The sequence below is a fragment of the Nocardia sp. NPDC006044 genome (assembly GCF_042871115.1).
Classification (GTDB): domain Bacteria; phylum Actinomycetota; class Actinomycetes; order Mycobacteriales; family Mycobacteriaceae; genus Nocardia.
Genome location: NZ_JBIAID010000001.1, coordinates 878,784 through 903,874 on the forward strand (window position 1 = coordinate 878,784; position 25,091 = coordinate 903,874).

The 25,091-nt window shown below is 67.5% G+C and carries 25 protein-coding genes; 11 read left to right on the forward strand and 14 right to left on the reverse strand.

All coding sequences use genetic code 11. The annotated features are described in order from the left end of the window. Positions 1-129 precede the first annotated feature (129 nt). Positions 130-1,812 carry a M14 family zinc carboxypeptidase gene (locus ACFYO1_RS04065; RefSeq protein WP_387226960.1) on the forward strand — a complete coding sequence of 561 codons (1,683 nt, stop codon included), beginning with the start codon at positions 130-132 and terminating at the stop codon, positions 1,810-1,812. Between the two features lie 176 nt (positions 1,813-1,988). On the opposite strand, the gene ACFYO1_RS04070 is transcribed toward ACFYO1_RS04065, so the two are convergent. Further along, positions 1,989-2,702 carry an LppP/LprE family lipoprotein gene (locus tag ACFYO1_RS04070; RefSeq protein ID WP_387226962.1) on the reverse strand — a complete coding sequence of 238 codons (714 nt, stop codon included), beginning with the start codon at positions 2,700-2,702 and terminating at the stop codon, positions 1,989-1,991. 342 nt (positions 2,703-3,044) lie between these two features. Here ACFYO1_RS04070 and ACFYO1_RS04075 point away from each other — a divergent pair, with 342 nt between their 5' ends. Then, positions 3,045-3,944 carry a serine hydrolase gene (locus tag ACFYO1_RS04075; protein WP_387226964.1) on the forward strand — a complete coding sequence of 300 codons (900 nt, stop codon included), beginning with the start codon at positions 3,045-3,047 and terminating at the stop codon, positions 3,942-3,944. A gap of 1 nt (position 3,945) precedes the next feature. Here ACFYO1_RS04075 and ACFYO1_RS04080 read toward each other — a convergent pair whose 3' ends face one another. The 6 genes from ACFYO1_RS04080 to ACFYO1_RS04105 all read right to left on the reverse strand — a co-directional run bounded on the left by ACFYO1_RS04080 (position 3,946) and on the right by ACFYO1_RS04105 (position 7,148). Beyond that, a complete protein-coding gene (locus ACFYO1_RS04080) occupies positions 3,946-4,410 on the reverse strand; it encodes a group II truncated hemoglobin (RefSeq protein WP_387226965.1) in 465 nt (154 codons plus the stop codon). Positions 4,411-4,556: 146 nt separating this feature from the next. Beyond that, positions 4,557-5,132, reverse strand: a complete 576-nt coding sequence (locus ACFYO1_RS04085; RefSeq protein ID WP_387226967.1) for a hypothetical protein — start codon at positions 5,130-5,132, stop codon at positions 4,557-4,559. Beyond that, on the reverse strand, positions 5,129-5,641 hold the full coding sequence (locus tag ACFYO1_RS04090) for a F0F1 ATP synthase subunit B (protein WP_387226968.1): 513 nt from the start codon (positions 5,639-5,641) through the stop codon (positions 5,129-5,131). The genes ACFYO1_RS04085 and ACFYO1_RS04090 overlap by 4 nt, the downstream gene beginning before the upstream one ends. 6 nt (positions 5,642-5,647) lie before the next feature. After that, positions 5,648-5,905, reverse strand: a complete 258-nt coding sequence (locus ACFYO1_RS04095) for a F0F1 ATP synthase subunit C (RefSeq protein ID WP_040742384.1) — start codon at positions 5,903-5,905, stop codon at positions 5,648-5,650. 47 nt (positions 5,906-5,952) lie between these two features. Then, positions 5,953-6,750 (reverse strand): F0F1 ATP synthase subunit A, encoded by a 798-nt coding sequence (gene atpB / locus ACFYO1_RS04100; protein WP_387226971.1) that lies wholly within the window; start codon positions 6,748-6,750, stop codon positions 5,953-5,955. After that, positions 6,747-7,148, reverse strand: a complete 402-nt coding sequence (locus ACFYO1_RS04105; protein WP_387226973.1) for a hypothetical protein — start codon at positions 7,146-7,148, stop codon at positions 6,747-6,749. Before ACFYO1_RS04105 ends, atpB begins: the two co-directional genes overlap by 4 nt. A gap of 659 nt (positions 7,149-7,807) precedes the next feature. Here ACFYO1_RS04105 and ACFYO1_RS04110 point away from each other — a divergent pair. From ACFYO1_RS04110 to ACFYO1_RS04125, 4 genes are read left to right on the forward strand one after another with little or no spacing between them, the layout of a single operon-like run. Continuing rightward, positions 7,808-9,652, forward strand: coding sequence for a hypothetical protein (locus tag ACFYO1_RS04110; protein WP_387226975.1), 1,845 nt, complete (start codon positions 7,808-7,810; stop codon positions 9,650-9,652). Beyond that, positions 9,649-9,849 (forward strand): hypothetical protein, encoded by a 201-nt coding sequence (locus ACFYO1_RS04115; RefSeq protein WP_387231927.1) that lies wholly within the window; start codon positions 9,649-9,651, stop codon positions 9,847-9,849. Before ACFYO1_RS04110 ends, ACFYO1_RS04115 begins: the two co-directional genes overlap by 4 nt. After that, entirely contained in the window at positions 9,846-10,244 is a 399-nt protein-coding gene (locus tag ACFYO1_RS04120) for a hypothetical protein (RefSeq protein ID WP_387226976.1), read from the forward strand. Before ACFYO1_RS04115 ends, ACFYO1_RS04120 begins: the two co-directional genes overlap by 4 nt. Then, on the forward strand, positions 10,241-11,578 hold the full coding sequence (locus tag ACFYO1_RS04125; RefSeq protein ID WP_387226978.1) for a hypothetical protein: 1,338 nt from the start codon (positions 10,241-10,243) through the stop codon (positions 11,576-11,578). The genes ACFYO1_RS04120 and ACFYO1_RS04125 overlap by 4 nt, the downstream gene beginning before the upstream one ends. Here the strand turns inward: ACFYO1_RS04125 and ACFYO1_RS04130 are convergent, their stop codons facing one another. The 6 genes from ACFYO1_RS04130 to ACFYO1_RS04155 all read right to left on the reverse strand — a co-directional run bounded on the left by ACFYO1_RS04130 (position 11,579) and on the right by ACFYO1_RS04155 (position 18,984). Further along, positions 11,579-12,856: an ABC transporter permease gene (locus ACFYO1_RS04130; RefSeq protein ID WP_387226980.1), complete on the reverse strand. Its 1,278-nt coding sequence runs from the start codon at positions 12,854-12,856 to the stop codon at positions 11,579-11,581. It lies immediately after the preceding gene. Next, entirely contained in the window at positions 12,856-14,037 is a 1,182-nt protein-coding gene (locus tag ACFYO1_RS04135; RefSeq protein WP_387226982.1) for an ABC transporter permease, read from the reverse strand. Before ACFYO1_RS04135 ends, ACFYO1_RS04130 begins: the two co-directional genes overlap by 1 nt. Continuing rightward, positions 14,030-15,544, reverse strand: coding sequence for an ABC transporter ATP-binding protein (locus tag ACFYO1_RS04140; protein WP_387226983.1), 1,515 nt, complete (start codon positions 15,542-15,544; stop codon positions 14,030-14,032). The genes ACFYO1_RS04135 and ACFYO1_RS04140 overlap by 8 nt, the downstream gene beginning before the upstream one ends. A gap of 25 nt (positions 15,545-15,569) precedes the next feature. After that, complete coding sequence (locus ACFYO1_RS04145) at positions 15,570-16,664, reverse strand: BMP family protein (RefSeq protein WP_387226985.1); 1,095 nt, start codon at positions 16,662-16,664, stop codon at positions 15,570-15,572. Between the two features lie 133 nt (positions 16,665-16,797). Then, complete coding sequence (locus ACFYO1_RS04150) at positions 16,798-17,940, reverse strand: metallophosphoesterase (protein ID WP_387226986.1); 1,143 nt, start codon at positions 17,938-17,940, stop codon at positions 16,798-16,800. A 123-nt stretch (positions 17,941-18,063) separates the two neighbouring features. Next, on the reverse strand, positions 18,064-18,984 hold the full coding sequence (locus ACFYO1_RS04155) for an aldose 1-epimerase family protein (RefSeq protein ID WP_387226989.1): 921 nt from the start codon (positions 18,982-18,984) through the stop codon (positions 18,064-18,066). A 132-nt stretch (positions 18,985-19,116) separates the two neighbouring features. Between ACFYO1_RS04155 and ACFYO1_RS04160 the strand changes: the two genes are divergently transcribed. After that, on the forward strand, positions 19,117-19,842 hold the full coding sequence (locus ACFYO1_RS04160; protein WP_387226990.1) for a TetR/AcrR family transcriptional regulator C-terminal domain-containing protein: 726 nt from the start codon (positions 19,117-19,119) through the stop codon (positions 19,840-19,842). 123 nt (positions 19,843-19,965) lie between these two features. Further along, the gene (locus ACFYO1_RS04165; RefSeq protein ID WP_387226992.1) at positions 19,966-21,189 is read left to right on the forward strand and encodes a fatty acid desaturase family protein; all 1,224 of its coding nucleotides are present in this window, start codon (positions 19,966-19,968) and stop codon (positions 21,187-21,189) included. Here ACFYO1_RS04165 and ACFYO1_RS04170 read toward each other — a convergent pair whose 3' ends face one another. Further along, positions 21,190-21,999 (reverse strand): SAM-dependent methyltransferase, encoded by an 810-nt coding sequence (locus ACFYO1_RS04170; RefSeq protein WP_387226994.1) that lies wholly within the window; start codon positions 21,997-21,999, stop codon positions 21,190-21,192. A gap of 94 nt (positions 22,000-22,093) precedes the next feature. Between ACFYO1_RS04170 and ACFYO1_RS04175 the strand changes: the two genes are divergently transcribed. The 3 genes from ACFYO1_RS04175 (at position 22,094) to ACFYO1_RS04185 (ending at position 24,944) form a co-directional block, all read left to right on the forward strand. Further along, positions 22,094-23,275: a cytochrome P450 gene (locus ACFYO1_RS04175; RefSeq protein WP_387226996.1), complete on the forward strand. Its 1,182-nt coding sequence runs from the start codon at positions 22,094-22,096 to the stop codon at positions 23,273-23,275. 63 nt (positions 23,276-23,338) lie between these two features. Further along, positions 23,339-23,944 carry a M23 family metallopeptidase gene (locus tag ACFYO1_RS04180; protein WP_387226998.1) on the forward strand — a complete coding sequence of 202 codons (606 nt, stop codon included), beginning with the start codon at positions 23,339-23,341 and terminating at the stop codon, positions 23,942-23,944. A 31-nt stretch (positions 23,945-23,975) separates the two neighbouring features. Beyond that, positions 23,976-24,944, forward strand: a complete 969-nt coding sequence (locus tag ACFYO1_RS04185) for a DNA polymerase domain-containing protein (RefSeq protein WP_387227000.1) — start codon at positions 23,976-23,978, stop codon at positions 24,942-24,944. Positions 24,945-25,091 lie beyond the last annotated feature (147 nt).

The following is a 25,091-nucleotide window of genomic DNA, read 5'->3' on the forward strand; positions in this document are numbered from 1 at the left end:
GAAGATCAACAAGCAGACATCGGCGCCCAGGTCGTGATCGGCTCGGTTCGCTGGCTGGACCGATCGTTGGCTCGGCGAGTTCTCCGCGCGCACAGTGAGGTAGCCGACTTATTGATTCCAGGGGGAATGATGGCTACACAAGAACCGCGCATTCAGCGCCACTTCGTACAGGTTTCAGCGGATAGTCCGGACGCCATGCGCGTGCTCTCCGGGCGCGGGCTCGACCTGTTCCGCGCGACCGTGACCGCCACCGATGATGCGGTCACCATCGACGGATACCTGTCCACCGACGAGATCAACGGTCTTACCGAGGACGGCTACACCGTCACGGTCCGCCCGGCGACCGAGCCGCCACCGCTGGAAATCGCCCCGGAGGTGGACTGGGCAGCGGTAACGCAGGACATGCGGACGCCCGCCGTCCCATCCGGTTACCTGTCCTATAACACCGTGGAGAACTGGATCGGCTACTTCGCGAATGTGAACTCGTCCTTCTGCTCGAGGGTGCAGTTGCCGCTGACATCGGTGGAGGGCAGGCCGATCAGCGCGCTGCGCATCCGCGCCGGAGACCGAGCCGACCGGCAGGGCGTGCTGCTGCTCGGCGGGGCACACGCGCGCGAGCTCATCAATACCGACCTGCTCGCCAACTTCATGGCCTACCTGACCTACGCCTACCGGACCGGAACCGACCTGTCCTTCGGGCCGGTCACCTACAGCATCAGCATCGTGCGGCTGCTGCTGGAGTCCTTGGACATTTTCATCGTTCCGCTGGTCAACCCGGATGGGCGCGAATATGTGATGTCCACCGATTACATGTGGCGCAAGAATCGCTCGTACAACCCGGGATCCGACTGCCGGGGCGTCGACCTGAACCGCAACTACGACTTCCTGTTCGACAGCGGAATCGGCACCACGCCCTCGCCGTGTGACTATCAGACCTACCGCGGACCACGTCCGTTCTCCGAACCGGAGACCCGGAACATCCGCTGGCTGCTGGACATCTTCTCGCACATCACCGGCTTGGTTGACGTGCACTCCTACAGCCAGATCATTGCCTACCCGTGGGGCGACGACGACGACCAGACCACCGACCCGGGAATGAATTTCCGGGTACCCAACCCCGATCGGGGAACCCCCGGCGACAACCTGTACCGCGAATACATACCCGCCGAGGACCTGGACTGGTACCAGCGCACCGCCGGACTGATGCGCGACGCCATCGCCAAGGTACGAGGCCGCGTCTACACCGTTCAGCAAAGTGTCTCGCCTCCCGGGCTCTACCCCGTCTCGGCGGCGGTCGACGACTATTCCTACTCCCGCAACTTCGTCGACCCGACCTTGCGCAAAATACGGGCCATCACCATCGAGACCGGCACCGAATTCCAACCCCCGTACGAAGAAGCACAGCAGGTAATGCAAGAGAACGGCCCGGCGCTGATGGAGTTCTGCCTCAGCATCCTGTGCCCCGGCCGCGGCGCGTCCACGATGCGCACCGCGCTCGGCCGCCATTTACCCGAGGACGGTGAAGTGCGCCGAGCCTACGACCAACTCATGGACCTGGCCCCCCGCATTCTGGAAGCCCTTGCCGCAGAGCCGGACATGCACGCCGGAGCCGCCAAGGCCCTGGCACATATCGCCGACCAGCCCGCACACGACCACGACCCCGTCCTGGACGAAAAGGCGATCGCCGAACTCACCCCCGTCGCGACCTATCTCTCCCAGGCCGTACCCGAAGCACAACCACCCCTGACCACCCTGACCACTGTGGCGAAACGAACCGTCGGCCAGCGGCTGAGCCAAGCCCTGAAAAACTAGTGGCGCCACGCACATCGACGCGATCTGCCACCGGTCTGCTCCGCAGGCCTCCGTCTACGATCCACCCCGGCAGGGCGGCCCGCCCTGTCGGGGGCGGCGCTGTCCGGACCACATGCGGAGCAAAAAGCCCCTGCCCCTTCGGATGTGAAGGGGCAGGGGCGTTTTCGTGGCCGGGTTTACTTGTCCGGGTCCGGGGGGAACTGGCCCTGGGCGGTGACGGTGGTGCCGTTCAGGGTGTAGGTCACGGTGGAGGGGCCGCCGGATGGGCAGCACAGGGCGTCCTGCGGCAGGACCCAGCGGTACTGGACCGAGACGGTGTTCTTGGTCTTGCCGAGGACTGTGGTGTAGCCGTAGTACTTGGATGTCGCTGTGCCCAGGTAGGTGCCGTTGGTGAAGAACAGGACGTGGTAGCCGGGGTGGCTGCCGTCCCAGTCGACCAGCATCCAGGACAGGACGCCGGAGCAGCCCGCGTCGATCGGGTCAGTGCTCGCCTCGAGGATCACCCAGGGGTATCCCCCTTTGTTCGGCGCCAGCCGGCTCACCGCGTTGCGGGCGAGCTGGGAATTCGAGTCGAAGCACAGGCCGTGCCCGCTGCCGTTGGGCGGTTGATTCCCGGGCTGCGGGGCGGGCGCGGGGTCTTTCTGCTCGACCGGCACGCTGGCCGGCGGTGCGTTGTCGCTCCCCGGTGCGTTGGTTTGGGCTTGCGGCGGATTGGCCGGCCGATCGGTGTCGCCCGGCTGGGCCGGTGCCGACGCGCCGGGTGACGCGGGCGCGGCCGACGGGATCGGCGTTCTGGGCGACGCCTGTGGCGTCGAGCTGGAACCGCAGCCCGTGGCGCCGAGGACGACGCTGGCGGCTAGTGCGGCAAAAGCCCATGACTTGACGTTCATTGAACCCCCGGAATCGGTGTTGTCGGTCTGTAGTTTTCCGTACTGCCATGTCCTCGCGACGGCTTCGGTCTCCCGAAACCCGAACGCGGTCCTCCATCCGCGAACCCGCGACGACACAGTGGTCATCGGGTGAATTCCGGTACGCGTTACTAAGTTTCACGCGAGGGGCGCCTCACCAAAATAGTGCCCCCGATGTCGGGGGCGGCGACGCACGCGTTCGAATCGACGTCCGCTCCGAGTGTCGGGTTGCTCCCGCGCGGTCCGCTGGGAAAGATGCAGAACACCGAGCACCACCGGTGACCTGCGTTTTCCGTCTAGCGACACAGCGAGGGATGGGCGTTCATGCGGAAGTCGAGGGTGCCGTTCGTACTATCCGGCCTACTGGTGGCCGGCTCCTTGGTCGCGGCCGCGCTGATGTACGAACCGCGGGGCACCGAGCATCCCGCTCCGGTATCCGAGCGCCCCGCGCGGGAGGAACCGAGCGTGGCGCGTGGTTTCGACGCCGCGTTCACCTCGCGGATCGCCCAGGCCGAGGCGTATGCGAAGAGTCGTCCGGGGTTCACCGGGATCGTGGTGCGGGACCGCCGCACGGGTGCGGTGTGGCGTAACGCGAACGCGGCGACCCCGATCTGGGCCTGTTCCACCCCGAAATTGGCGATGGCGACCGACCTGCTGCTGCGCGACGACCTGGGTGCGATCACGCTCGGCACCGAGGACCGCGAGCTGATGCACCGGATGCTGCACTCCAGCGACAACGACGCCGCAACCACCCTGTGGGAGCGCTACGGCGGGGAGAAGACGTTCGCGCCGCGGTTCCGGTCGTTCGGCATGGCGGGCCTCGCGTTCGCCGACCGGCATCCGGATTCCTGGGGCTGGATCCTGGCCACCGCGAACGACCTCGAGCAACTCGTCGACTTCATCCTGGAGAAGATGCCCGCCCGGCACCGCGCCTACCTCGTCGAGGAGATGCGCTCGGTCGACGGCGGGGATTCCATGGACACCAACCAGCGGTGGGGTGTCTGGGGTGCGGGCGACCGGGCGGCGCCGGGGAACAAGAACGGCTGGTCCGATGACAACGATGACGGCTCCTGGCTGATGAACTCCGTCGGGTTCGTCGGTCCGCGTGAGCGATTCACCGTCGCCATCATGAACAACACCCAGGTGGTCGACGACGGCTACCAGGTCGGCCGGGAGACCGTCACCAAGGTCAGCGAAATCCTGTTCAAGGACTACTTCAGCTAGCTCAGGGCTGGTAGGGCGGCGCTTCGCCCCAACCCCAGTGCGGCATAGGCGCTTTCAGCGGCGGCGTGGCGTCGGGCTGGGAGTTCGCGTGGGCGAGACGGGTGCCCCACTCGATGTAGGCGAAGAAGGCGGAGCGGAACTCCGGGTCGCTCGGCATGCCCACCTCGTCGGCGGCGTCCATGAGCAGGTTGATCCAGCGACGGCGTTGGGGTTCGGTGATCGCCTTGCCGAGGTGCTGGCGGACCATGTGCGCGTAGCCGCCGCGGTCGGTGCTGTAGGCCTCCGGTCCACGGAAGACCTCGGCCAGCCACATCGCGACGTATTTCGGATGTCCCGGATCCATGCCGGCGAACAGCGGGCCGACCAGCTCGTCCTTCAGGACCTCGCGATAGAAAACTTCGGTGAGCGCCTCGAAAGCCGCTGTGCCCCCGGCCCATTCGTACAGAGTGGGCGTTGCCTCCGTCATTGTTGAACTCCGATCCATAACGGCATGGCACTAAATCGAACAAGCGCCAGCATAATGGCCGCCGCCGGAGCAGGCCGAACGGTTTTTCAACGGAGGGCCCCGCTCGAGTGCGGCGAGTGGGGCTCAGGTCCGTCGACGGTGAAGGGTCAGTTCCACTGGGACTGGGTGCGGGCCCGGCCGGACGATCCGGTATTCGCCATCGCCTGCAGGTCGTCCAGGAACCGCTCCACCGCGTCGGATTTGATCTGCGGCGATTGGACCTGCTCGCGCACACTCTCGGTGGTGTGCGCCATGACCTGCTTGGAGAAATCGGCCTTGAGGTCGCGGATCAGCTGCCTGCGCATCAGCTCGATCTGGTCGCGGCCCTGCTTGCCGACGCGTTCGACCTCGGCGGCGGCGGTAGCCCGCATCTTCACCACGATGTCCTCGGCGTCGGCGTGCGCGTCCTCGAGCAGTTGGGCCAGTTCGGCTTTCGCCTCGGCCAGGCCGTCGTCGTAGACCTGCTTGGCCTTGCTCAGCCGGGCGGCCGCCTGCTCGTTCTCTTCGATCTGTTTGCGAATGTCGCCCTGCGCCTTGACCATCATCTTCTTGACCAGCGGCGCAACGTATTTGGCGATCACCCAGATGATGACGGCGAAGCCGAACAGCTGGCTGAAGAACACCTGCCATTCGAAATGGATCTGGTATATGCCCTCGGCAAGGATGTCGCTGCTAGGAGTCATGACGACGCCCGTCCTGTCTGCCGGCCTCGACTCGTCTCGGCCCGCCGCTCATCATCGGCACCGACCACGCGGTCGGCCAGCGATCGAGCCAGCGGCTCGACCGTCTCGCGCAACTCCGCGGCGATCTGATCCGCCTGTGCCCGCAATTGCGCCTCGGCTTCGGCGACGATGCCGTTGGCTTCCTGCTGCGCCTGTCCGCGCATCTCCTCGAGAATTTCCCGGCCCTCGGCGCGTGCCTTGCTCCGGATCGCGGCCGCTTCCGACCGCGTCTGCTCGAGTGCCGCTTGATGCTTGGCTTCGGCCTCGGCGAACAATTGCCTCGCCTCTTTGGTCGTCGCCAGGGTCTCTGCGGCCCGCTCTTCGCGTTCCTCCAGAACCTTGCGGATCGGCGGAACCACGAAGAACCAGATGACGCCGAGCACGATCAGGAAGATCAGCAACTCGACGAAAAAGGTGCCGTTGGGGATGAGGAAGTTCTCCGCGGCAACTACATCGGTTCTCGGAGACATGCCCGGTTACTTGCCGGGAGTCGCGAATACGAAAAGCGCCATGAAGGCTAGATTGATGAAGTACGCCGCCTCGACCAGACCGACGGTCAGGAAGAAGATGCCGCGCAACCGACCCTCGGCCTCCGGCTGCCGGGTTACACCATTGATCAGCGCCGCGCCGGCCAGGCCGTCACCGATGCCTGCGCCGATGGCGCCGCCGGCCATGATGATGCCGCCGCCGATGAGGGCGCCCTGGATGATGGACGCGGTGGTTGGGTCTGCCATTTTCTACTTCCTATTCTCGGATGTGGACTCGATCGGCACCTCGCCGATCAGTGGTGTTCGTCTTCCAACGACATCGACTGACTGAAGTACAGGACGGTCAGCAGCGAGAAGATGAAAGCCTGAATTGCGCCGACGAACAAGTCGAACAGTTTCCAGACGGCATTGGGGCCCCAGCTTATCCAGAAGGGGAACAACGTGATCACCGAGAGCATCACGCCGCCGGCGAACATGTTTCCGAACAATCGCAGCGACAGCGACAGCGGCTTGGCGATTTCCTCGATGACGTTGATGAACACCATCGGGCCCCAGCCGGTGTGGCCCTTGAGCAACTGCTTCACATGCCCGAACGGGCCGCGTCGCGCAATGCCCGCGGACTGGTAGGCGATGAACACGAACAACGCGAGCGCGTAGACGAAGTTGACGTCCGAGGCAGGCGGCGCGAGCAGTTCGCCGTCGCCGATCTGCACCGGCAGCACCGACAACCAGTTCGACAACAAGATATAGACGAACAGGGTGACCGCGAGCGGCAGCGCGAACGGCGCGACCTTCATGCCGATGGCGCTTTCCACCTGGCTGCGCATCTGCACCGTCACGGCCTCGAAGAACAGCTGCACGCCGTTCGGGACGCCGGAGGTGATCTTGATCCGCAGGTAGAAGGCCAGGCCGAGCACGATGAGCGCCGCGACCGAGGTGGACACGATGGTGTCCACGTTGAACGCCATGCCGAAGACGTGTGCGACCGCGTGGTGGCCGACCTTGATCTTCGGTTCTTCCGCGGGGGCCTCTTGCGCGAGCACCGTGACGCTCGAGGCCAGCTGGGCAAATGAAATGGCTGGGATCGTCATGGTGTCTGGCGAAGCCCTTTCAATTCAGGCAGGACAGTGTTGAGGACCAGGGCGACTTGAAAGAGGGCCAAGCCGAAGAAGATACCGACGCCATTGGGGCGAGCAAGGAATGCCACCAGGAGGGCGCCTGCGGTTATACCGAGCAGTCGTAGCGCGGAGGAACCTACCAAACGCTGCTTGCTCGGCGCCTCGGAACTGGCAATTCGGGTGATGGCCCACAACGTGAGTTGGGCATTCAACCAACCGACCGCGAGTCCGCCACAGATGAAGGTACCCAGCAAGAGTCGGTCGATCAGCCCGGTAATCCCCAGAGCCAGCACACCCAGAGCGATCGCGGCAATGGCCGCGCGCCGTATTTGGATCTTATTCACGTCCACACCGACACCGCCCTCGCCCATACCCCCACCTCATAGTGGGGGACGTGATGAATCGATAGCATACACATGCCAACCACCCTGCGTGGCAAGGTTTTTGATCTTTCTTGACTTGATCTTGAAATTGCTTACAGACATCATCTGGTTACTCTCGCGAACCGTTCTTCGCGCACGCGCGGAACCATTCCTCGGGTGCCGCATGGCCTTTTCGGAACGGGCTGACGTGGGAAAACTCTGCCGCCCATGGAATCTGCTCGGATGCGGCCGGCGGGGCGGGGTTCTGCGTGCGAGGAGTATAGCCACAGGTGCGGTGAATCGGCGGCAACATACCGACTTTCGGCAAAGGGCTTGACAATGACGTGTCATTGCGAACTTTCGATTTGTCCCGACTTATGTTATTTGTCCGTTTTGTCCGAATTAAGGATGCTGATTACTTGCTACCGATAACCATGTGATCGGCCGATCACCGTAAGTCCGCTCGGGCAAGTGCACAAGAATCACCCGCGCCCAGGTGGGGCCGAAACCACCGGCAAGATCGGCAAACTGGGAACCGGCACCATATCGAAGGCCTCCGCGCTGTGAGTCCGCCCAGATCTGCGCGTGCCGCGTGTCCGGCCGCATACCTGCGCGTTCGATGGGCATTCGAGGTTGAAGAGACTTCGGGTAACAGAGAGAAGTTCGCGATGAGGGCTGAGTTCCCGGTGCTGGCAAAGGGTTCGGAGGGCGGCGGGGCCGCGTTGACTCAGGTCATCGGCCTGACCGCCGCCGCGATCGTGATCGCCGCGTTCCTGTTCTGGCTGGCTTATCTCCATCGTACCCGGCGAATCACCTGGCTGCAGAACACGGCGGATCGGCTCGGGCAGTGGGGAAATCGACCCGGCTGGGTCGCGTTGCCGCTCGCGCTGTTCATCACGACCATCCTCACCGCGCTGTTCGGCTTCATCTGGGATGTCAGCCTGCACATCGGAAAGGGCCGCGACCCTGGGCCGCTGGCCAATCCGGCGCACTACTTCATCCTGATCGGGCTGTTCTTCCTTTTCATCGCCGGGATGCTGGCGGTGATCCTGCCGCTGGACGAGAAGCCGGGCCCGGCGGCGATCCGGATCACCCGCACCTGGCACGCGCCGGTGGGCGGCGTGCTCATGGCGGCGGTCGGTTTGTATGCGCTGATCGGCTTTCCGCTCGACGACATCTGGCATCGGTTGTTCGGCCAGGACGTCACGCTGTGGGGGCCGACGCATCTGATGCTGATCGGCGGTGCCGGCCTCTCGCTGGTCGCGGTGCTGCTGCTGGAGTTCGAGGGGCGGCTCGACCGGCCCGATCCGGATCGGGCCGACGGCCGGTTCCTATGGGTGTTCCGCTCGCTGGCCTTCGGTGGCCTGCTGATCGGATTGTCGGTCTTCCAGGTCGAATTCGACTTCGGCGTGCAGCAGTTCCGGCTGGTCTTCCAGCCGATGCTGATCGTCGCCGCGAGCACGATCGCGCTGATCTCGGCCCGTTACACGCTCGGGCGGGGGAGTGCGCTGGTCGCGGTGGTGTTCGCGGGCCTGGTCCGCGGGGTGGTCGCGGTGCTGGTCGGGCCGATCCTCGGCGAGCCGCACAACGTGTTCCCGCTGTATCTCGGCATCGCCGTGGTGGTGGAACTGCTGGCGCTGCTGCCCTTGATCGACAAGCCGCTCTGGTGGGGTGCGCTCACCGGCTTGGCCGCCGCTACCGCCGGGCTCTGGCTCGAATCGCTGTGGGTCGAGGGGATGTTCGTTGATCGGTGGCCGACGGGTATGTGGCCGGAGGTGCTGGTCACGACGGTGCCGGTCGGTGTCGCCGGCGGCGCGCTCGGTGCGTTGCTCGGCATGGTCCTGCGCGGGGAGCCGTTGCCGCGGCCGGCGCTGCGGCGTGGTCTCGTCATCGCGGCGGTGCTGATCGCCGCCGCGGCGACCGCGAACGGCTTGCGCATCGACGTCCCCGAGAACGCCTCCGCGGCAGTCCGGTTGCAGGATGCCGAACCGGTGAACGGTGGTCGGATGGTGACCGCCGAGGTGACGCTCACCCCCGCGGATCTGGTGAGCGACGACCCGGAGTGGGTGCAACTGCTCGCCTGGCAGGGCGGTGTCGGATCCGGCCGGCCGGGCCGTGGGCTGGTGATCGATCAGTTGCGGCGGGTCGGGGCGGGCCACTATGTCAGCACGAAACCCGTCCCCGCGTACGGGAACTGGAAGACGTTGCTGCGCGTGCAGGACGGCCGCATGCTGACCGGCTTGCCGGTGTATCTGCCCAGCGACCCCGGCATCGATGCCGAAGAGGTGCCCGCGCTCGACGAGTTCACCCGTCCGTTCGTCGTGGAAACCACCGTGCTGCAACGGGAGCGCTCGTCCGACTATCCGTCGTGGCTGTTCGCCGTGGCGTCGTTGATCGTGCTGGTCTGCTCGCTGATGATCATCTGGGCGCTGGCCTGGGGCGCGGCCCGGATCGACCTGGCCTATCGCGCCGACGTGCGCGCGGAGCGGATGCGGCAGGCGGTTCGCCGGTGAGCTATGCGCAGCACGTCGACGTGCTCGCCAGTCACTCCATGCTGCTGGCGATCCCGGCCTTCGTGCCCGCGCTGGCGGTGGTCGCCGTCGTGGTCGGGATAGCCATGCGTGATCGGCGGGCCGAGCGGCGCGAGTCCGAACGGCCGGGCAGCGAAACCGCGGCGGCCGATCCGCTAGATCGGGAGGAGAACGGATGATCCGTACAGTCCGGGCCTGCGCCCTTGCCGCGCTGCTCGTCGTGCCGGGGACGATGACCGCGTGTGGCTCGTCGGTGGATTCGCCGGCCGCGCGCACGTCGGCGAGTGCGTCGGTCGATGTCCCGGCCGCGGTGACCATCTCGGTGCGGATCGCGGGCGGGTCGGTCACGCCGACGAACACCAGGACCGAGGCCAGGCAGTTCCAGCCGATCGTCATCACGGTCGACAGCGACGCGGCCGACGAGCTGCATGTGCATTCGGAGCCGAGCCAGACCTTCGCGATCGAACCCGGAGCGGGGCAGCAGTTCCGGTTCACCGTCACCGTGCCCGGACGGGTCGATGTCGAACTCCATCACGCCGGTAAGACGGTGACCACGCTGCTGATCCGGCCGTGACCCGGTCGCTCGCGCACGGGCTCAACGGGTCGGCGGATCTGCCGATTCCGTTGACCTACGCGCTGATCGGCGCGGCGTGGGCGTTGACCTTCTCGTTCGCCATACTGCTGGTGGCGTGGCGGCGGCCGCGGTTGGATCCGGACTCGCCCCGTGTGCTGTTGCCGGTCGCGGTGCGCACGGTGATCGATTCCCGGGTGGTCCGGATCGTGCTCGCGTCGGCCGGCGTCGGGGCCGCGGTGGTGACGGGGCTGATCCTGGTGTTCGGATCGGCTTCGCCGCAACGCAATCCGGTTCCCGGAGTGTTCTATGTCTATCTCTGGGTCGGGGTGATGCTCGCGTCGCTCGTGGTGGGTCCGGTCTGGAAGGTCGTCTCGCCGCTGCGGGCGCTGCATCGGGCCGGGTGCTTGCTGCTGCGCCGCGATCCCGAAGCCGGCCTCCGCGAGTACCCGTCCGGCTGGGGATACCGGCCCGCGGTGCTGGGCCTGTTCGCCTTCGGCTGGCTCGAGCTCGCCTCACCTGATCCCGGTTCCGTTGCGGCGGTCGGCTATTGGCTGCTCGGGTATCTGGTCGTGACGCTGATTGGTCTGGTGCTGTTCGGCACGACCTGGGCCGAGCGCGGCGATCCCTTCGAGGCGTACAGCAGTCTGCTGGCGCGGCTCGGCCCGCTCGGCCGCCGCCCCTCGGGTGAGCTGGTGCTGCGCATGCCGCTGCACAATCTCGCGGGGACGCCGGTGCTGCCCGGATCGGTGGCGCTCGCGGCGACCCTGCTCGGCTGCACCGCCTTCGACAGTCTTTCCGCGCTACCCGGTTGGCGGAATCTGGTCGATTCGCTCAGCGGCGGTTCGGTTTTCGGCGCGACGCTGGTGCGCAGCGCCGGACTGTTCGCGGTCGTCCTGATCGTCGGCGCGGTCTTCACGGTCGCCGCGCGGGCCACCGGCGGTCTCGGTCGCGCCGAACGGGCCGCGCTGCCGGGGCGGTTGGCGCACAGCGTCACGCCGATCATCGCCGGGTACATCGTCGCGCACTATCTGACCTTCCTGGTGGAGAAGGGCCAGTCGACGCTGCCGCTGTTCGCCGATCCGTTTGAGCGCGGTTGGGACATCGGCGGTTTGGCGCACTATCGGGTGCGTTACGTGCTGTCCGATCATCCGGCGCTGCTCGCCACCACCAAGGTGCTCGCCGTGCTCACCGGCCACGTCCTCGGCGTGACCGCCGCGCACGACAAGTGCTTACGGCTGCTGCCGCCCGACCATCGCGCCACCGGACAACTGGCGCTCATGCTGGCCATGGTCGGCTACACCTTCACCGGCCTGTACCTGCTGTTCGGCGGCTGATCACCCGGGAACGTACGGTTCACCGTCGGCCTTCGGCGGCCGCACCTGCCCGACCGCGCCCGCCACGGCGATCACCGTCAGCAGGTATGGCGTCATCTGCAACACCTCGGTCGGAATCGGCGTCGCCAGCACCTGCAACTGACCCTGCAAGGCCTTGGTGAAACCGAAAAACAGTGCCGCACAGGTCGCACCGAGCGGATGCCAGCGGCCCATGATCACCGCGGCCAGCGCGATGAACCCGTTGCCCGCCGTCATCTCCTTGGTGAAACCGCCGGTCGAGCCGATGGTGAAGTAGGCGCCACCGAGCCCGGCGATCGCCCCCGCGAGCAGTACGGCCTGATACCGGACGCGCAGCACCTTGATCCCCACGGTCGCGGCGGCGCGCGGATGCTCGCCGACCGCCCGCACCCGCAACCCCCATCGCGTCCGGTACAGCACGAACGCGAGCACGACGACCGCGACGACCATCGCGTACACCAGCGCGGTCTGATCGAACACCGTCGGCCCGATGATCGGGATGGACGACAACACCGGAATCGCCAGCGGCTGCATGGTTCCCGGGTTGTTGAACCGGGCGGGTCCGTCGGTCAGGTTGGTGAACTGATCGAACAGGAACCCGGTGATGCCGGTGGCGAACACCACGAGCACCACGCCGAGCACGATCTGGTTCACCAGATAGCGGATGGAGAACACCGCGAGCAACCAGGCGACGAACACGCCCGCCACCACCGCGGCCACCGCGCCGACGAAGAAGCTGCCGCTGACCGTCGCGATGATCGCGGCCGCGAACGCGCCGGCCAGCAGCTGACCCTCGATGGCGATATTGATGACGCCCGCCCGTTCGCACAGCACGCCCGCGAGCGCGCCGAGGATCAGCGGCGTCGACAGGGCGAGGGTGCCTTGAATCTGATTGGTGAGCGGGAAGATCTTGCCCGAGGCGGCCCAGCACACGAACGTCACCACGAACGCGATGCCGAACACGGTGAACAGCACGGCCGCCCACCGTCCGGTGAGGCCGCGCCACAGGTGCGCGATCGCGATCGCGAGGGCGACCACCGACAGCAGCAGCGCGGCCGGCTTTGCTGGCACGTCGAGATCCGACGGGCCCGCGGCATCCGGTGCGCCCAAACGGAAGTCGACGGTGCCCGGCTCGGTGAACACCGCGAGGGCGACCGCGATCACCGCGAGGATCACCAGCAGGATCCCCAGGCGGAGCCGTTGCCGATGCTTCTCCGGCGACTCGAGCCCGCGGGCGGCGCCGGTCGTGGTCGTCACCATCAGTTCCACCCCTTCGCGAGAACCGCGTCCGCGCGCTCGGCCCGGATCCGGAAGACGGTGCGCACCAGGGCCGGCGCCGCGACCAGCACGACGATCACCGCCTGCAGCACGGTCACCAGGGTGAGCGGCGTGCCGGTCGCCGCCTGCATCTCGTTGCCGCCCGCGTTCAGCGCGCCGAACAGCAGCGCCGCGTACACCGTGCCGATCGGACTACCCCGGCCGAGCAGCGCGACGGTGATGCCGTCGAAGCCGAAGGAACCCGCGATGCCGTTGGTCAACGGCAGGTCGGTGCCGAGCACCTGTTGCGCACCGGCGAGTCCGGCCAGCCCGCCCGCGATGAGCATGGCCAGGACATACGCCCGGCCGACGTTCATGCCCGCCGTGCGCGCCGCGTCGTGGTTGGCGCCGACCGCGCGCAGCTGGAAACCCAGCGTCGAGCGGGACAGCAGCCACCAGACGAACCCGGCCGCGCCGAGGGCGACCAGCAGGCCGAGATTCAGCCGGGTGTCGCCGAATCGGGGGAACTGCGCGGTCTCGTCGACCACCGGGCTGATCGGCTCGTTGCGGCCCGGCCGCTGCAACCACGAGGTGGTGAGCAGCCAGGTGAGCGCGTACAGCGCGACGTAGTTGCCCATGATCGTCGAGATCACCTCGTGCGCACCGGTGCGCGCCTTGAGCAGCCCGACGATCCCGCCCCACAGCGCGCCGCCGGCGACGCCGGCCACCAGCGCGACCAGCACGTGCAGCACCGGCGGCAGATGCACCGCGAAGCCGGCCCAGCCGGCGAACAGCGCGCCGGCGATGAGCTGACCCTGCGCGCCGATATTGAACAGGCCGGTGCGGAACGCGAGCGTGACGGCCAGGCCGGTGCAGATCAACGGCGTTGCCGCGACCAAGGTTTCGGCGATCTGATGCTTGCCGCCGAACGCGCCGAGTAACAGCGCCTTATACGTGTCGCCCACCGCGGTGGCCGCCGCCGATACCGTATCCATCGGCCGCGCGAAGAAGTAGCCGAACGCGCCGGTCACGTCCGGATCGCTGACGATGATGAGCAGCGCGCCGACCACGAGCGCGAGCACCACGGCCAGCGCGCTGACGATCAGTTCGCGCACCCAGGGACGGTCGAGCCGCGCGGCCAGGCCGCCACCCTGCGGCGATTCGCCGCGCGCTGCCTCAGTCACGGTCCCCTCCCGGATGCGCGCCCGCCATCATCAGGCCGAGCTGGTCACGCGGGGTGTCCGGGCCGGCGATGCCGACGACCCGGCCGCGGTACATGACGATGATGCGGTCCGCGAGCGCGTAGATCTCGTCCAGCTCGGTCGAGACGATCAGCACCGCGGTGCCCTGATCCCGTTCGCGGACAATGCGTTTGTGCACGAACTCGATCGATCCGACGTCTAGGCCGCGGGTGGGTTGACCGGCGATCAGCACCTCCAGCGGGCGCGACAGCTCCCGGGCCAGGACCACCTTCTGCTGATTGCCGCCGGACAGGGTACTCACCGGATCCGCGATGGAGCGGGCGCGGATGTCGAACTCCTCGATCCGCCGGGCGGCATTGCGTTTCACCGCGGCCGGGGACAGTACGCCGTGGCGGGAGAACTCGGGTCGATCGATCAGATCCAGCACCAGGTTCTCGGCGACGCTGAACGTGCCGATGCAGCCGTCGTGTGAACGATCCTCGGGCACATAGCCGATGCCGGCGTCCAGGTGCTGGCGCGGCGAGCGGCCGACCACCTCCCAGCCGCCCACCGTGATGGCGCCCGCCACCGGCGTCCGCAGTCCGAGCAGCGCGCTCACCAGTTCGGACTGCCCGTTGCCGACCACGCCCGCGATGCCGACGATCTCGCCGCCGTCGACGCGGAAGGACACCCGGTCGACCACCACCGATCCGGCCGCGTCCACCACGGTCAGGTCGGTGACGACCAACGTGGGGCCGGTCGGCGCGGCCGGTGTCTTGGCGACCACGAGTTCGACCGACCGGCCGACCATCAGTTCCGCGAGTTCCGCTTCGGGAGTGGTGGGTTCGGCCGTGCCGACCACCGCGCCGCGGCGGATGACGGTGATCCGGTCGGCGATCCGGGTGACTTCCTTCAGCTTGTGCGTGATGAAGATGATCGAGGTGCCGTTCGCGGCGATGGCGCGCAGCACCTCGATCAGTTCGTCGATCTCCTGCGGGGTGAGCACGGCGGTCGGTTCGTCCAGGATCAGCACCTCGACGTTGTTGGCCAGCGCCTTCAGGATCTCCACCCGCTGTTGCTCGCCCACCGAGAGGTCGGCCACCAGCGCGTCCGGATCCACCGGAAATCCATAGCGCTGCGACAGCTCGCGCACCTGCTTGCGCGCCGCGGCGCGATCCAGCACGGCGAAACCCCTGGTGGGTTCCCGGCCGAGGATGATGTTCTCCGCGACGGTGAACACCGGCACCAGCATGAAATGCTGATGGACCATGCCGATTCTGGCGGCGATGGCATCGCTGGGCGACAGGCAGGTGACCGCCTTGCTGTCCAGCAGGATCTCGCCGTCGTCGGGCTGGAGCAGCCCGTAGAGCATGTTCATCAGCGTGCTCTTGCCCGCGCCGTTCTCGCCGAGCAGGCAATGGATTTCGCCGGGCTCGACCACCAGGTCGATCTGGTCGTTGGCCAGTAAGGTGCCGAATCGTTTGGTCAGACCGCGTAATTCGAGCCGCATATCGCTCCCGTGTGACGGCCGCGGCTCACTTGGCTGCGGGCTGGGCCTTCGACGTGAGGGTGATCTTTCCGCTCGCGATATCCGCGGCCAGCGCGGTGATCTCGGCCTTCAGCTCGGCCGGGATCTTGTCGTCGAACTCGTGGTACGGGGCGAGGCTGACGCCCTTGTTCGCCAGCGTGCCGACGTAGGCCTGGTTGCTGAACTGCTTGTGGTAGGCGTCGGTGATGGTCTTCGTCACCGCGACGTCCATCAGCTTCTCCACGCTGCTCAGCAGGGACGAACAGTATTCGGCGGCGCTCACGCAGCCGTCGGTGTCGACCCAGATCGCGGTGACCTTGCCGCCGGAGGAGTGCGCCGCCTCCAGCGCGCCGAGGCCCGCCGGGCCGGCCACCGGGAGGATGATGTCGGCGCCCTGGCTGATCAGATCGTTGGCCTTGGTCTTGCCGATGTTCTTGTCCTGGAAGTCATTGGTGATGACGCCCTGCTGGGTCGCCTCGTCCCAGCCGAGCAGCTGGACCTGCTTACCCTTGGCCTTGTTGTAGTACGCGATGCCCTCGGCGAAGCCGTCCATGAAGATGGCGACGGTGGGGATGTTGATCCCGCCGAACGTGCCGACCTTGCCGGTCTTCGTCTGCGCCGCGGCCAGATAACCGGCCAGGAACGATGGCTGAGCCGAGTTGAAGGTCAACCCCTGCAGGTTCGGCAGCGGCGGGTTCTTCGCGGTGTCGGTGTAGGCGTAGTCGACGATGGCGAAGTTGATGTCCGGGTTGGCCTTCGCCGCGGCGTAGGTGGCGTCGCCCTGCTTGAAGCCGATCGTGACGATGATGTCGCACTTCTGCCGGACCATCGTGTTGATGTTGGTCGGATAGTCGTTGTCCGACTTCGACTCCAGCTGGGCCTTCGAGATGCCGAGTGCGGCGACCGCGTCGGTGACCCCCTTGAAGGAGGTCTGGTTGAACGACTTGTCGTCGAACCGGCCGGAGTCCGACACCATGCAGGCCTTGAAGTCCTTGGCGCCCGCGTCGCCGTTCTTGCCCTGCTCGGACGGCGGACTCCCGCACGCCGCGACGGTCAGCACGAGCACACCGGCAGCGGTGAGGGTCTGCGACAACCTGCCCATTTTTGCCTCCTGAAACGCGATACCCCGCAACCCAACTCACCGAATCCGCCGAGAGCGCAGTGGTGGAGGGGAGTTTAGGACGCGGAACCGATCTTGGCTCGGTTTCCGCGTCATCGGGACAATCGGGACAGGACTAGCCGCGCGCGGGGGCCGAACGCAGGATCAGGACGGTGATCTCGCTGGGGGCGAAGACGCGCAGTTGAGGGCCCCAGAAGCCGGTGCCGCGACTGGTGTAGAGCTGGGTGTGCTCGCCGTGGCGGCTGAGCCCGGCGACGACGGGCTGGTCGAGGCGGACGAGGTAGTGGAACGGCCAGATCTGGCCGCCGTGGGTGTGGCCGGAGATCTGCAGGGCGACTCCGGCGGCCGCGGCGGCGGTGATCTGCTTGGGCTGGTGGGCCAGCAGGACGACCGGCAGTTCCGGATCGGCGCCGGCCAGGGCGGTGGGCAGGTCGGGTCCGTGGCCGGGCAGGCCGACGCCGGTGGGGTCGTCGATGCCCGCGATGACGAGTCGATCGCCGCCGCGGGTCACCGTCTGGTGCTGGTTGTGCAGCGGTTGCCAGCCGATGGACGCCATGTGGTCGATCCAGCCCTGCGCGTCGCCGAAGTATTCGTGGTTGCCGGTGATGTAGAACCGGCCCAGCGCGGCCTCGACCTTGCCGAGCGGGTCGACCTGCGGGTGCCGCTTCGCGACCGAGCCGTCCGCGAGATCGCCTGCGTGACAGGCGATGTCGGGATTCTGCTGGTTGACGACCGCCACCACACGTTCCGACCAGCGCAGCCGGTCCAGCGCGGCGAAGTGGGTGTCGGTGACGATCACCATGCGCAGTCCGTCCAGACCCCGGCCGAGCCCGGGGATGGCCACGTCGACCTTGCGCACGCGAGGTACCCGCCGCGCCTCGATGATTCCCCAGACCACCAGGGCGGCGGACACCACGAACACGCCGGTCGCGACGATGCGCGAGCGGCCGGGATCGTGCACGCCGCCGACCGCCAGGCCCAGGCCCGCGATGGTGCCGATCACCGACCAGCTGAACACCACCCACGCGATGCCGAGCAGCGTGTCGCCGACGATGGACGCGGCATCCGACTGCGCGGGACCGTGCCCGAGGAACATCGACGCGGGCAGCGCGACGAAGGCCAGCGCGAATACCGCTGTGCCGAGCCAGAACAGCGGCCCGGTGCCCGTCGTGGGCGCGCCGACCAGCGTCCACCACGGGACCGCGAACAGGAGGGCGGGAATCGCCAGGAACAAGGCGACGCGGGGCACGTATTTCAAGAGACCATCCTCGTGGGCGCGGGGGTGCTGCGCACGGTCCCTCCGCCCGGCGCGGGCGCTCTCGACGATAACAGCGCGCCGCCGCGGGATCGGTCCAGGCGGTTGATCCCCGCCGATCGTGCGCTACGCCCGAGCCAGGCGGACGCCCCAGCGGGTCTGCACGGTCGCGCCGGGTGCCAGCCGGATCAGCCGGTCGCCGCTCTGGAAGGCGTTGGGCGGGCAGGTCATCGGCTCGGCGGCGAGGCCGGTGCGCCGGCGCGCCGGGGCCAGGGTGTCCGCGGTGAACAGCTGGAGCACCGGATAGGAGTCGTCGACCCACAGCTCGGCCACCGCACCGTCGGTGCCCCGCAACCGGACCCAGGCCCGGCCGTCGCCGTCGCGGGCGAGATCGGTGAACGGGTGGTCCATCGTCAACTCGCCCAGCGGTTTCGGCGTAGCGAAGTCGAACGGCGTGCCGCGCACGGGTTCGGCGCCGATCGGAAGTTGCCGCTCCGGATCGGTGACGATCCGCGTCGCGGCGTCGAAGGACAGGACCGCGTCGTCGATGCGGCCCGCGCCGGGGGAGAGATAGGGATGATGGCCGCAGCCGTACGGTGCCGTGGTGTCGCCGAGGTTGGTCGCGGTGGTGGTGACGGTCAGCCCGTCCTCGGACAGCGCGTAACGGATGGCGACATCGAGATAGAACGGGTAGCCCTTGCGCGGGTGCAACGTGGTCCGCATGGTGACCTCGTCCGGCCGCGCGTCGGTCGCCCGCCACGGCCGCCAGCGCAGCAGTCCATGAATAGCCGTGTTCTTCGCCGGCTCGGTCAGCGCGAGCTGATGCTCGACGCCGTCGAAGCGATACCTGCCGTCCGCCAGGCGATTCGGCCACGGAATCAGCGCGGCGCCGCGCCCGCTGTCGGCCATCATCCGCATGTCGTACGGTTCGAGCACGTCCCGGCCGGCCACCCGGAACTCCCGGATGCCGCCGCCGACCTCGACGATCACGGCCCGCTGGTCGCCGTGACCGATCGAGAACTGCTGTCCGGACGGTGGCGGAGTCATAACCGACGACGCTACCGTCGACCGCTCGGCCGCCCGCGGCCACCATGGCTGTTCGACGTGTGGCGTAGTGTCAACAACGTAGGTCTACACTCCCGGCCTGCTGGAGACGCTGACGGAACGAGGCCTGCTGGCATGACCGAGCCGCCCACCGAACGCGGTAAGTCTCGATCGGGGAGCTCGCGCAACGACGACGCGGTCCCCGGCCGGGGCGCGGTCACCAGGGCGGCGGTGCTGGACGCGGCGTTGGAGATCATCGACAGCGACGGGGTCGAGGGGTTGTCCATGCGGCGACTGGCCGATGCCGTCGGGCGGGATCCGATGGTGATCTACCGGCATGTGCCGAACAAGGCCGCGGTGCTGGACGGCGTCGCGGAGATCGTGTTCGCGCAGTTGTCGATCGATGCGACGGACCCGGACTGGCAGCATCAGTTGCGCACGGTCGCGCGGGACTTCCGTGAACTGGCGTTGGCGCATCCAAAGGTGGTGCCGCTGTTGGTAACCCGGCCGTTGGCGACGCCGCTGGGGATGCGGCCGATCTCGGTGGTCCGGCCGCTGGAGGACATGCTGGCCCTGCTCACCCGGGCCGGCTTCGCGGGGGCGAACGCGCTGCACATCTATCGGGCGCTGTTCGGGTTCCTGTACGGGCATGTGTTCAACGAGTTGCAGGAGATCGTCGAACGACCGGACGAACCCGACGAGGTTCTGCGGCTCGGGCTGCACCGGCTGCCGATCGCCGAGTTCCCGTTGCTGCGTGAGCTCGCGCCGGTGCTGGCCGCGTACGACGGCGCGGCCGAACTCGAGCGAGGGCTGGACATCCTGCTTACCGGCCTGGCCGAGACGTTGCCGGGTCCCGACTAGCCGGGACCGCCTGCTGATCCCAAAGCTCCTGTGCGGCAATGGGTTCGGCGCAGTCGGCCGATTCCGGTGCGGGTGAGCCTACGCTGTAGACAGGCGCCGCAACTGAACTCGAGGACACCGAGCATGGCAATCACCGAAGTCGCGGCCTACGCGCATCTGAGCGCGGCGGAGGTCGAGGCGCTCGGACTCGAACTCGACCTGGTTCGGCGGGACATCGAGGAGCGACGCGGCGCCCGCGACGCGGGCTATATCCGGCGCACGATCGCGTTCCAGCGTGCGCTCGACGCCGTCGCCCGGCTGACCATCGGGCTCAGCCGTGGCCGGATCGGCTGGCTGGCCGGCACGCTCGGGCTGGCCCTGGCGAAGAGCATCGAGAACATGGAGATCGGTCACAACGTCTGCCACGGCCAGTGGGATTGGATGAACGATCCGGAGATCCATTCCGGCACCTGGGAGTGGGACATGGCCGGAGTGTCGGCGCAGTGGCGCTATTCGCACAACTATCGCCACCACGTCTACACGAATGTGCTCGGTATGGACGACGACATCGGGTTCGGCGTCATGCGGGTGACCCGCGACGAACGGTGGAAGCCGGGACATCTGCTGCAACCGCTGCGAAATCTGTTGCTGGCAGCCACTTTCGAATGGGGCATCGCGCTGCACGGACTGTATTCCGAACGCGATCGGTCGCCGGGCCCGGCGGCGAAGGCCGCGCAGACCAGGCTGTTCCTCGGCAAGATCGCCCGGCAGGCCGGCAAGGACTACCTGCTGTTCCCCGCGATGAGCGGACGACGCTGGCGGCGCACGCTCACCGCGGACGCCAGCGCGAACCTGCTGCGCAACCTCTGGGCCTACGTGGTGATCTTCTGCGGCCACTTCCCGGACGGCGCGGAGAAATTCGAGCCGGCCGCGGTCGCGAACGAGACCAAGGGGGAGTGGTATCTGCGGCAGCTGCTCGGCACCGCCAACTTCGACGCCGGCCCGGTGCTGGCCTTCCTGAGCGGGAACCTCTGCTACCAGATCGAACATCATCTGTTCCCCGACCTGCCGAGCAACCGGTACGCCGAGATCGCACCGCGGGTCCGCGCGCTGTCCGACAAGTACGACCTGCCGTACACCAGTGGGTCGTTGCTGCATCAGTATCTGCTGACCCTGCGCACCATCCACAAGCTGGCGCTGCCGGACCGCCTGCTCACCGCCACGTGCGACGACGCCCCGGAAACCGCCTCGGAACGAAAGTTCCACGGTGGCAAGGCCTTCGACGCATCCGACACCGCCCGCCCGCCGGGTCGCGGGTTGCGCACCGCGCTGCGAAATCGCGCACGGCCGGTCGACCGGATCCGTTGATCAGGGGATGCGGGCCACGCCGCTGAGCATGGACACCGCTTCCGGGCGCGGGTGCGGGCGCCATTCGCCCGGACGCCAGGTCATCACCGAGCCGATGCCCGGCGTGACCAGTTCGAGGCCGGTGAAGAAGCGGGTGAATTCCTCGGTGGTCCGCAACCGGAACGGCACGCCGCTGCGCTGGTTGGCCTCGTTGTTCTCGGCGAGTTCCTCGGCGGAGAGGTGGTCGCTGGTGGCGTGGGTCATCACCAGGTAGCTGCCCGAGGGCAGCGCGTCGCACAGCGTGCGGACCAGCTCGTACGGGCGGTCGTCGTCGGTCATGAAGTGCATGATCGCCACCAGCATCAGCGCCACCGGCTGGTTCATGTCCAGCACCCGGGCCAGGTCGGGGTGGCCGAGGATGCGGTCGGGTTCGCGGATGTCCGCGTCCAGATAGGCGGTCGCGCCCTCGGGGGAGCTGTTGAGCAGTTCCCTGGCATGTGCCAGCACGATCGGGTCGTTGTCCACGTAGACGACGCGCGACTCGGGGGCGATGTTCTGCGCGATCTCGTGCACGTTGCCCGCCGTGGGCAGCCCGGCGCCGATGTCGAGGAACTGCCGGACGCCCTCGTCGGCCAGGTAGGCCACGGCCCGGCGCAGGAAGCTGCGATTCTCCAGCGCGGCCAGGCGAACGGTCGGGAAGGCCTCGGCGACCATGTCGGCCGATTCCCGGTCCGACGGGAAATTGTCCTTGCCGCCCAGCCAGTAATCGTAGCGGCGCGCCGGATGCGGCTTCGACACATCGATCTTCCCGACCGGCGGTTCCGAGTTCACTACGCCCTCAATTCATCTCGACTATTGTCATCATGTCAGTTCGAGTTGCGAACCGGTAGCGATGGTGATGTCGCACCGCCCGGAAGGCTCCGCCATGTCACTGCAGTACAGCCCATACGATTTTGACGTACATCGCGACCCATACCCGTACTACGCCAGGCTGCGTAGCGAGTCGCCGGTCTATCGCAACGATACCGACGATTTCTGGGCGCTCTCCCGGCACGCGGATGTCCTTGCCGCGCTCCGTGATTCGGATCGATTCTCCAGTGCCAACGGGGCGATCCGGATGGAACCGGCGTTCTGGGGACCGCAGGCCGAGCAGATGTTCTCCTTCGTCGCGATGGACCCGCCGCGACACACCCGGCTGCGTGGGCTGGTGGCGCGGGCCTTCACCCAGCACCGGGTGCAGGGTCTGGAACCCCGGCTGCGGGAGATCGCTCGCCGGCTGCTGGACCCCCTGCTCGAGCGCGGCAGCTTCGATTTCATGGCCGATTTCGCCGGTCCGTACCCGACCGAGGTGATCGCCGAACTGGTCGGCGTGCCCGAACGCGACCGCGACATGCTGCGCAAGCTCGGCATGGAAATCATGTACAACGACGAGCAGTCCACCGACCTGCGCCCCGAGGCGATCCAGGCGATCGGCGCGATCATCGGCTACTACACCGAACTGACCATCGAGCGGGCCAACGATCGGCGCGACGACCTGCTCTCCGGCCTGCTCGACGCGGCGGACGGCGACGATCGGCTCACCCCCGAGGAAATCGTCAGCGTGCTCATCCTGCTGATCGGCGCGGGCATCGAGACCGTCATGCTGACCCTCGGCAACCTCTGGCACACCGCGTGGCTGCACCCCGAGCAGCGGCGTAAGGCGTTCGACGGGCGGATCGACGCCTGGATCGCCGAGTCGATGCGCTACGAACCGTCCTCGCAGACCTCGCTGCGCACGGCCACCGAGGAGTTCGAGCTGCACGGGGTGACCGTCCCGGCCGGTGCGCGGATGCTGCTGCTGATCGGCTCGGCCAACCGCGACCCCGAGGTCTTCACCGACCCGGATACGTTCGACCTGGACCGGGACACCAGCGCGTCGCTGGTCTTCGGCAGCGGCCGCCATCACTGCCTCGGCGCCAACCTCGGCCAGCTGGAGCTGCGCGTCGCGCTCGAGGAGATCGTCGCGAAGATCTCCGATTACGACCTCGACGCGGACGGAGTGCGCCGCATCCACGCGTCCAACAATCGCGGCTTCGCCGCCCTGCCCACGACCGTCACGGCCCGCTGAGCGGACCGCGACCGCGCGTCCGGCGCCCTCCTCCCGATATATCCGGCGGAGAGGAGGGCACCCATGACCCGATACTGGCCCATAGCCCGAGCAGAACTCACGATCGGTTCGCCGTTCGGCCCGCGGGAGGGGGGATTCCATGCCGGGCAGGATTTCCCGGCGCCCGACGGGACCCCGATCTACGCCTGCGCCGGCGGCACCGTGCTGTACCTGGGACCCGCCACGGGGTACGGCGAATGGATCGTCATCGACCACCCGGCCGCGGACGGCGGCGGGGTGAGCGAATACGGGCACATGTGGGACGCGAGTGCCACCGGGCTGTGTGCCGGTGACCGCGTCGAGGCGGGACAGTTGATCGCCTACGTCGGCAACAACGGCGGATCCACCGGGCCGCACCTGCATCTCAGCGTCATGCCGCACGGCTACGACCCGGGAGCCAAGATCGACCCGATGGCCTGGCTGCGGGATGCCGGCTTTCCGGGCGACTTCCTGCACGCACTCGACGACGCCGAACAGCGCGAACTGCTCGACCGGACCCGCGCGATCTGGACCCAGCTGTGCGGCCCGGACGGCCGGGGCTGGCCACAACTCGGCCGCAACGCCGACGGCGAATACCGCACCGTCGTCGATGCGCTTGCGGCGCTGCCGCCGGTGAAACAGCCGGGTTGACCACGCTGTCCGCGGCGGGCAAGGTGAGCCGATGGGCAGTGACGAGGTCCGCGCCGGGGTGACGCTGACCAATCTCGACAAGCCGTTGTTCGACGGCGCCGAGGCGACCAAACGCGATCTGATCGACTACCTCGAGGCGGTCGGCGATCGGATCGTGCGGCAGCTGCGCGACCGGCCGCTCTCGGTGCTCCGGGTCCGGCCGGGGCAGCAGCCGTTCATGCAGAAGAACCTGCCCAAGTTCGCGCCGGACTGGATGCACCGGGTGACGGTGTGGGCCGAGAGTTCGCACCGCGAGGTGACTTACGCGCTGTGCGACGACGTGCGCACGTTGCTGTGGTTCGGCAATCAGCGGGCGGTCGAATACCATCCGACGCTGCTGCTCGCCGATCGCGGTCAGGGACCCACGCATCTGATCCTCGACCTCGATCCGCCGCCGGAGCAGCCGTTCCGGCAGGCGGTGCTGGCCGCCGAGCTGGTCCGCGCGGCGCTGGCCGACGACGGACTGGCCGGCGCGGTGAAAACCAGTGGCGCGAAGGGCGTGCACGTCTTCGTGCCGCTGCGGCCCGGCCTCGCGATCGACGACGTGGCGGCGGCGACCCGCGCGATCGCCGCCCGCGCCGAGCGGCTCGACCCGGACCTCGCCACCACCGCCTTCATCGTCGAGGACCGTGGCGGGCGCGTCTTCCTCGATTCCACCCGGGCGGGCGGTGCGACCGTCGCCGCCGTCTACAGCCCGCGGATCCGGCCGGGTACCACGGTGTCGTTTCCCGTCGCCTGGAGCGATCTGCACAACATCACGCCTAGGGATTTCACCGTGCACACCGCCGCCGAGCTACTGGGCGATCGCGATCCGTGGACCGAAGAAATGCCCGAACCGCAGGACCTGCCTGCGGATCTCATTGCCGAGGGCCACACCATTCCGATCGCCCGCGTGCAAGCAATGCACGAGGGTAAACGCCGCGCCCGCGCCCGCCGCGAAAATCCGGGTCCGGAATCGTAAATCGCCGGTTATTTCCTCCGCGTGCCCGCGCGGATAAACGCGAATCCGCTTGCCATACTGGCTGGTCGCCTATATCGACTACCGGAAATGGAAGGGATTCGAAACAGTGCTACCTGGAAATATCCTGAGGTCCGGCACAGGCTCGGT

Bases quoted from the DNA above. Each gene is read 5' to 3' on its own strand.
- ACFYO1_RS04065 (WP_387226960.1), top strand. From the start codon at position 130: ATGGCTACACAAGAACCGCGCATTCAGCGCCACTTCGTACAGGTTTCA.
- ACFYO1_RS04070 (WP_387226962.1), bottom strand. From the start codon at position 2,702: ATGAACGTCAAGTCATGGGCTTTTGCCGCACTAGCCGCCAGCGTCGTC.
- ACFYO1_RS04075 (WP_387226964.1), top strand. From the start codon at position 3,045: ATGCGGAAGTCGAGGGTGCCGTTCGTACTATCCGGCCTACTGGTGGCC.
- ACFYO1_RS04080 (WP_387226965.1), bottom strand. From the start codon at position 4,410: ATGACGGAGGCAACGCCCACTCTGTACGAATGGGCCGGGGGCACAGCG.
- ACFYO1_RS04085 (WP_387226967.1), bottom strand. From the start codon at position 5,132: ATGACTCCTAGCAGCGACATCCTTGCCGAGGGCATATACCAGATCCAT.
- ACFYO1_RS04090 (WP_387226968.1), bottom strand. From the start codon at position 5,641: ATGTCTCCGAGAACCGATGTAGTTGCCGCGGAGAACTTCCTCATCCCC.
- ACFYO1_RS04095 (WP_040742384.1), bottom strand. From the start codon at position 5,905: ATGGCAGACCCAACCACCGCGTCCATCATCCAGGGCGCCCTCATCGGC.
- atpB (WP_387226971.1), bottom strand. From the start codon at position 6,750: ATGACGATCCCAGCCATTTCATTTGCCCAGCTGGCCTCGAGCGTCACG.
- ACFYO1_RS04105 (WP_387226973.1), bottom strand. From the start codon at position 7,148: ATGGGCGAGGGCGGTGTCGGTGTGGACGTGAATAAGATCCAAATACGG.
- ACFYO1_RS04110 (WP_387226975.1), top strand. From the start codon at position 7,808: ATGAGGGCTGAGTTCCCGGTGCTGGCAAAGGGTTCGGAGGGCGGCGGG.
- ACFYO1_RS04120 (WP_387226976.1), top strand. From the start codon at position 9,846: ATGATCCGTACAGTCCGGGCCTGCGCCCTTGCCGCGCTGCTCGTCGTG.
- ACFYO1_RS04130 (WP_387226980.1), bottom strand. From the start codon at position 12,856: ATGGTGACGACCACGACCGGCGCCGCCCGCGGGCTCGAGTCGCCGGAG.
- ACFYO1_RS04140 (WP_387226983.1), bottom strand. From the start codon at position 15,544: ATGCGGCTCGAATTACGCGGTCTGACCAAACGATTCGGCACCTTACTG.
- ACFYO1_RS04145 (WP_387226985.1), bottom strand. From the start codon at position 16,664: ATGGGCAGGTTGTCGCAGACCCTCACCGCTGCCGGTGTGCTCGTGCTG.
- ACFYO1_RS04155 (WP_387226989.1), bottom strand. From the start codon at position 18,984: ATGACTCCGCCACCGTCCGGACAGCAGTTCTCGATCGGTCACGGCGAC.
- ACFYO1_RS04160 (WP_387226990.1), top strand. From the start codon at position 19,117: ATGACCGAGCCGCCCACCGAACGCGGTAAGTCTCGATCGGGGAGCTCG.
- ACFYO1_RS04165 (WP_387226992.1), top strand. From the start codon at position 19,966: ATGGCAATCACCGAAGTCGCGGCCTACGCGCATCTGAGCGCGGCGGAG.
- ACFYO1_RS04175 (WP_387226996.1), top strand. From the start codon at position 22,094: ATGTCACTGCAGTACAGCCCATACGATTTTGACGTACATCGCGACCCA.
- ACFYO1_RS04180 (WP_387226998.1), top strand. From the start codon at position 23,339: ATGACCCGATACTGGCCCATAGCCCGAGCAGAACTCACGATCGGTTCG.
- ACFYO1_RS04185 (WP_387227000.1), top strand. From the start codon at position 23,976: ATGGGCAGTGACGAGGTCCGCGCCGGGGTGACGCTGACCAATCTCGAC.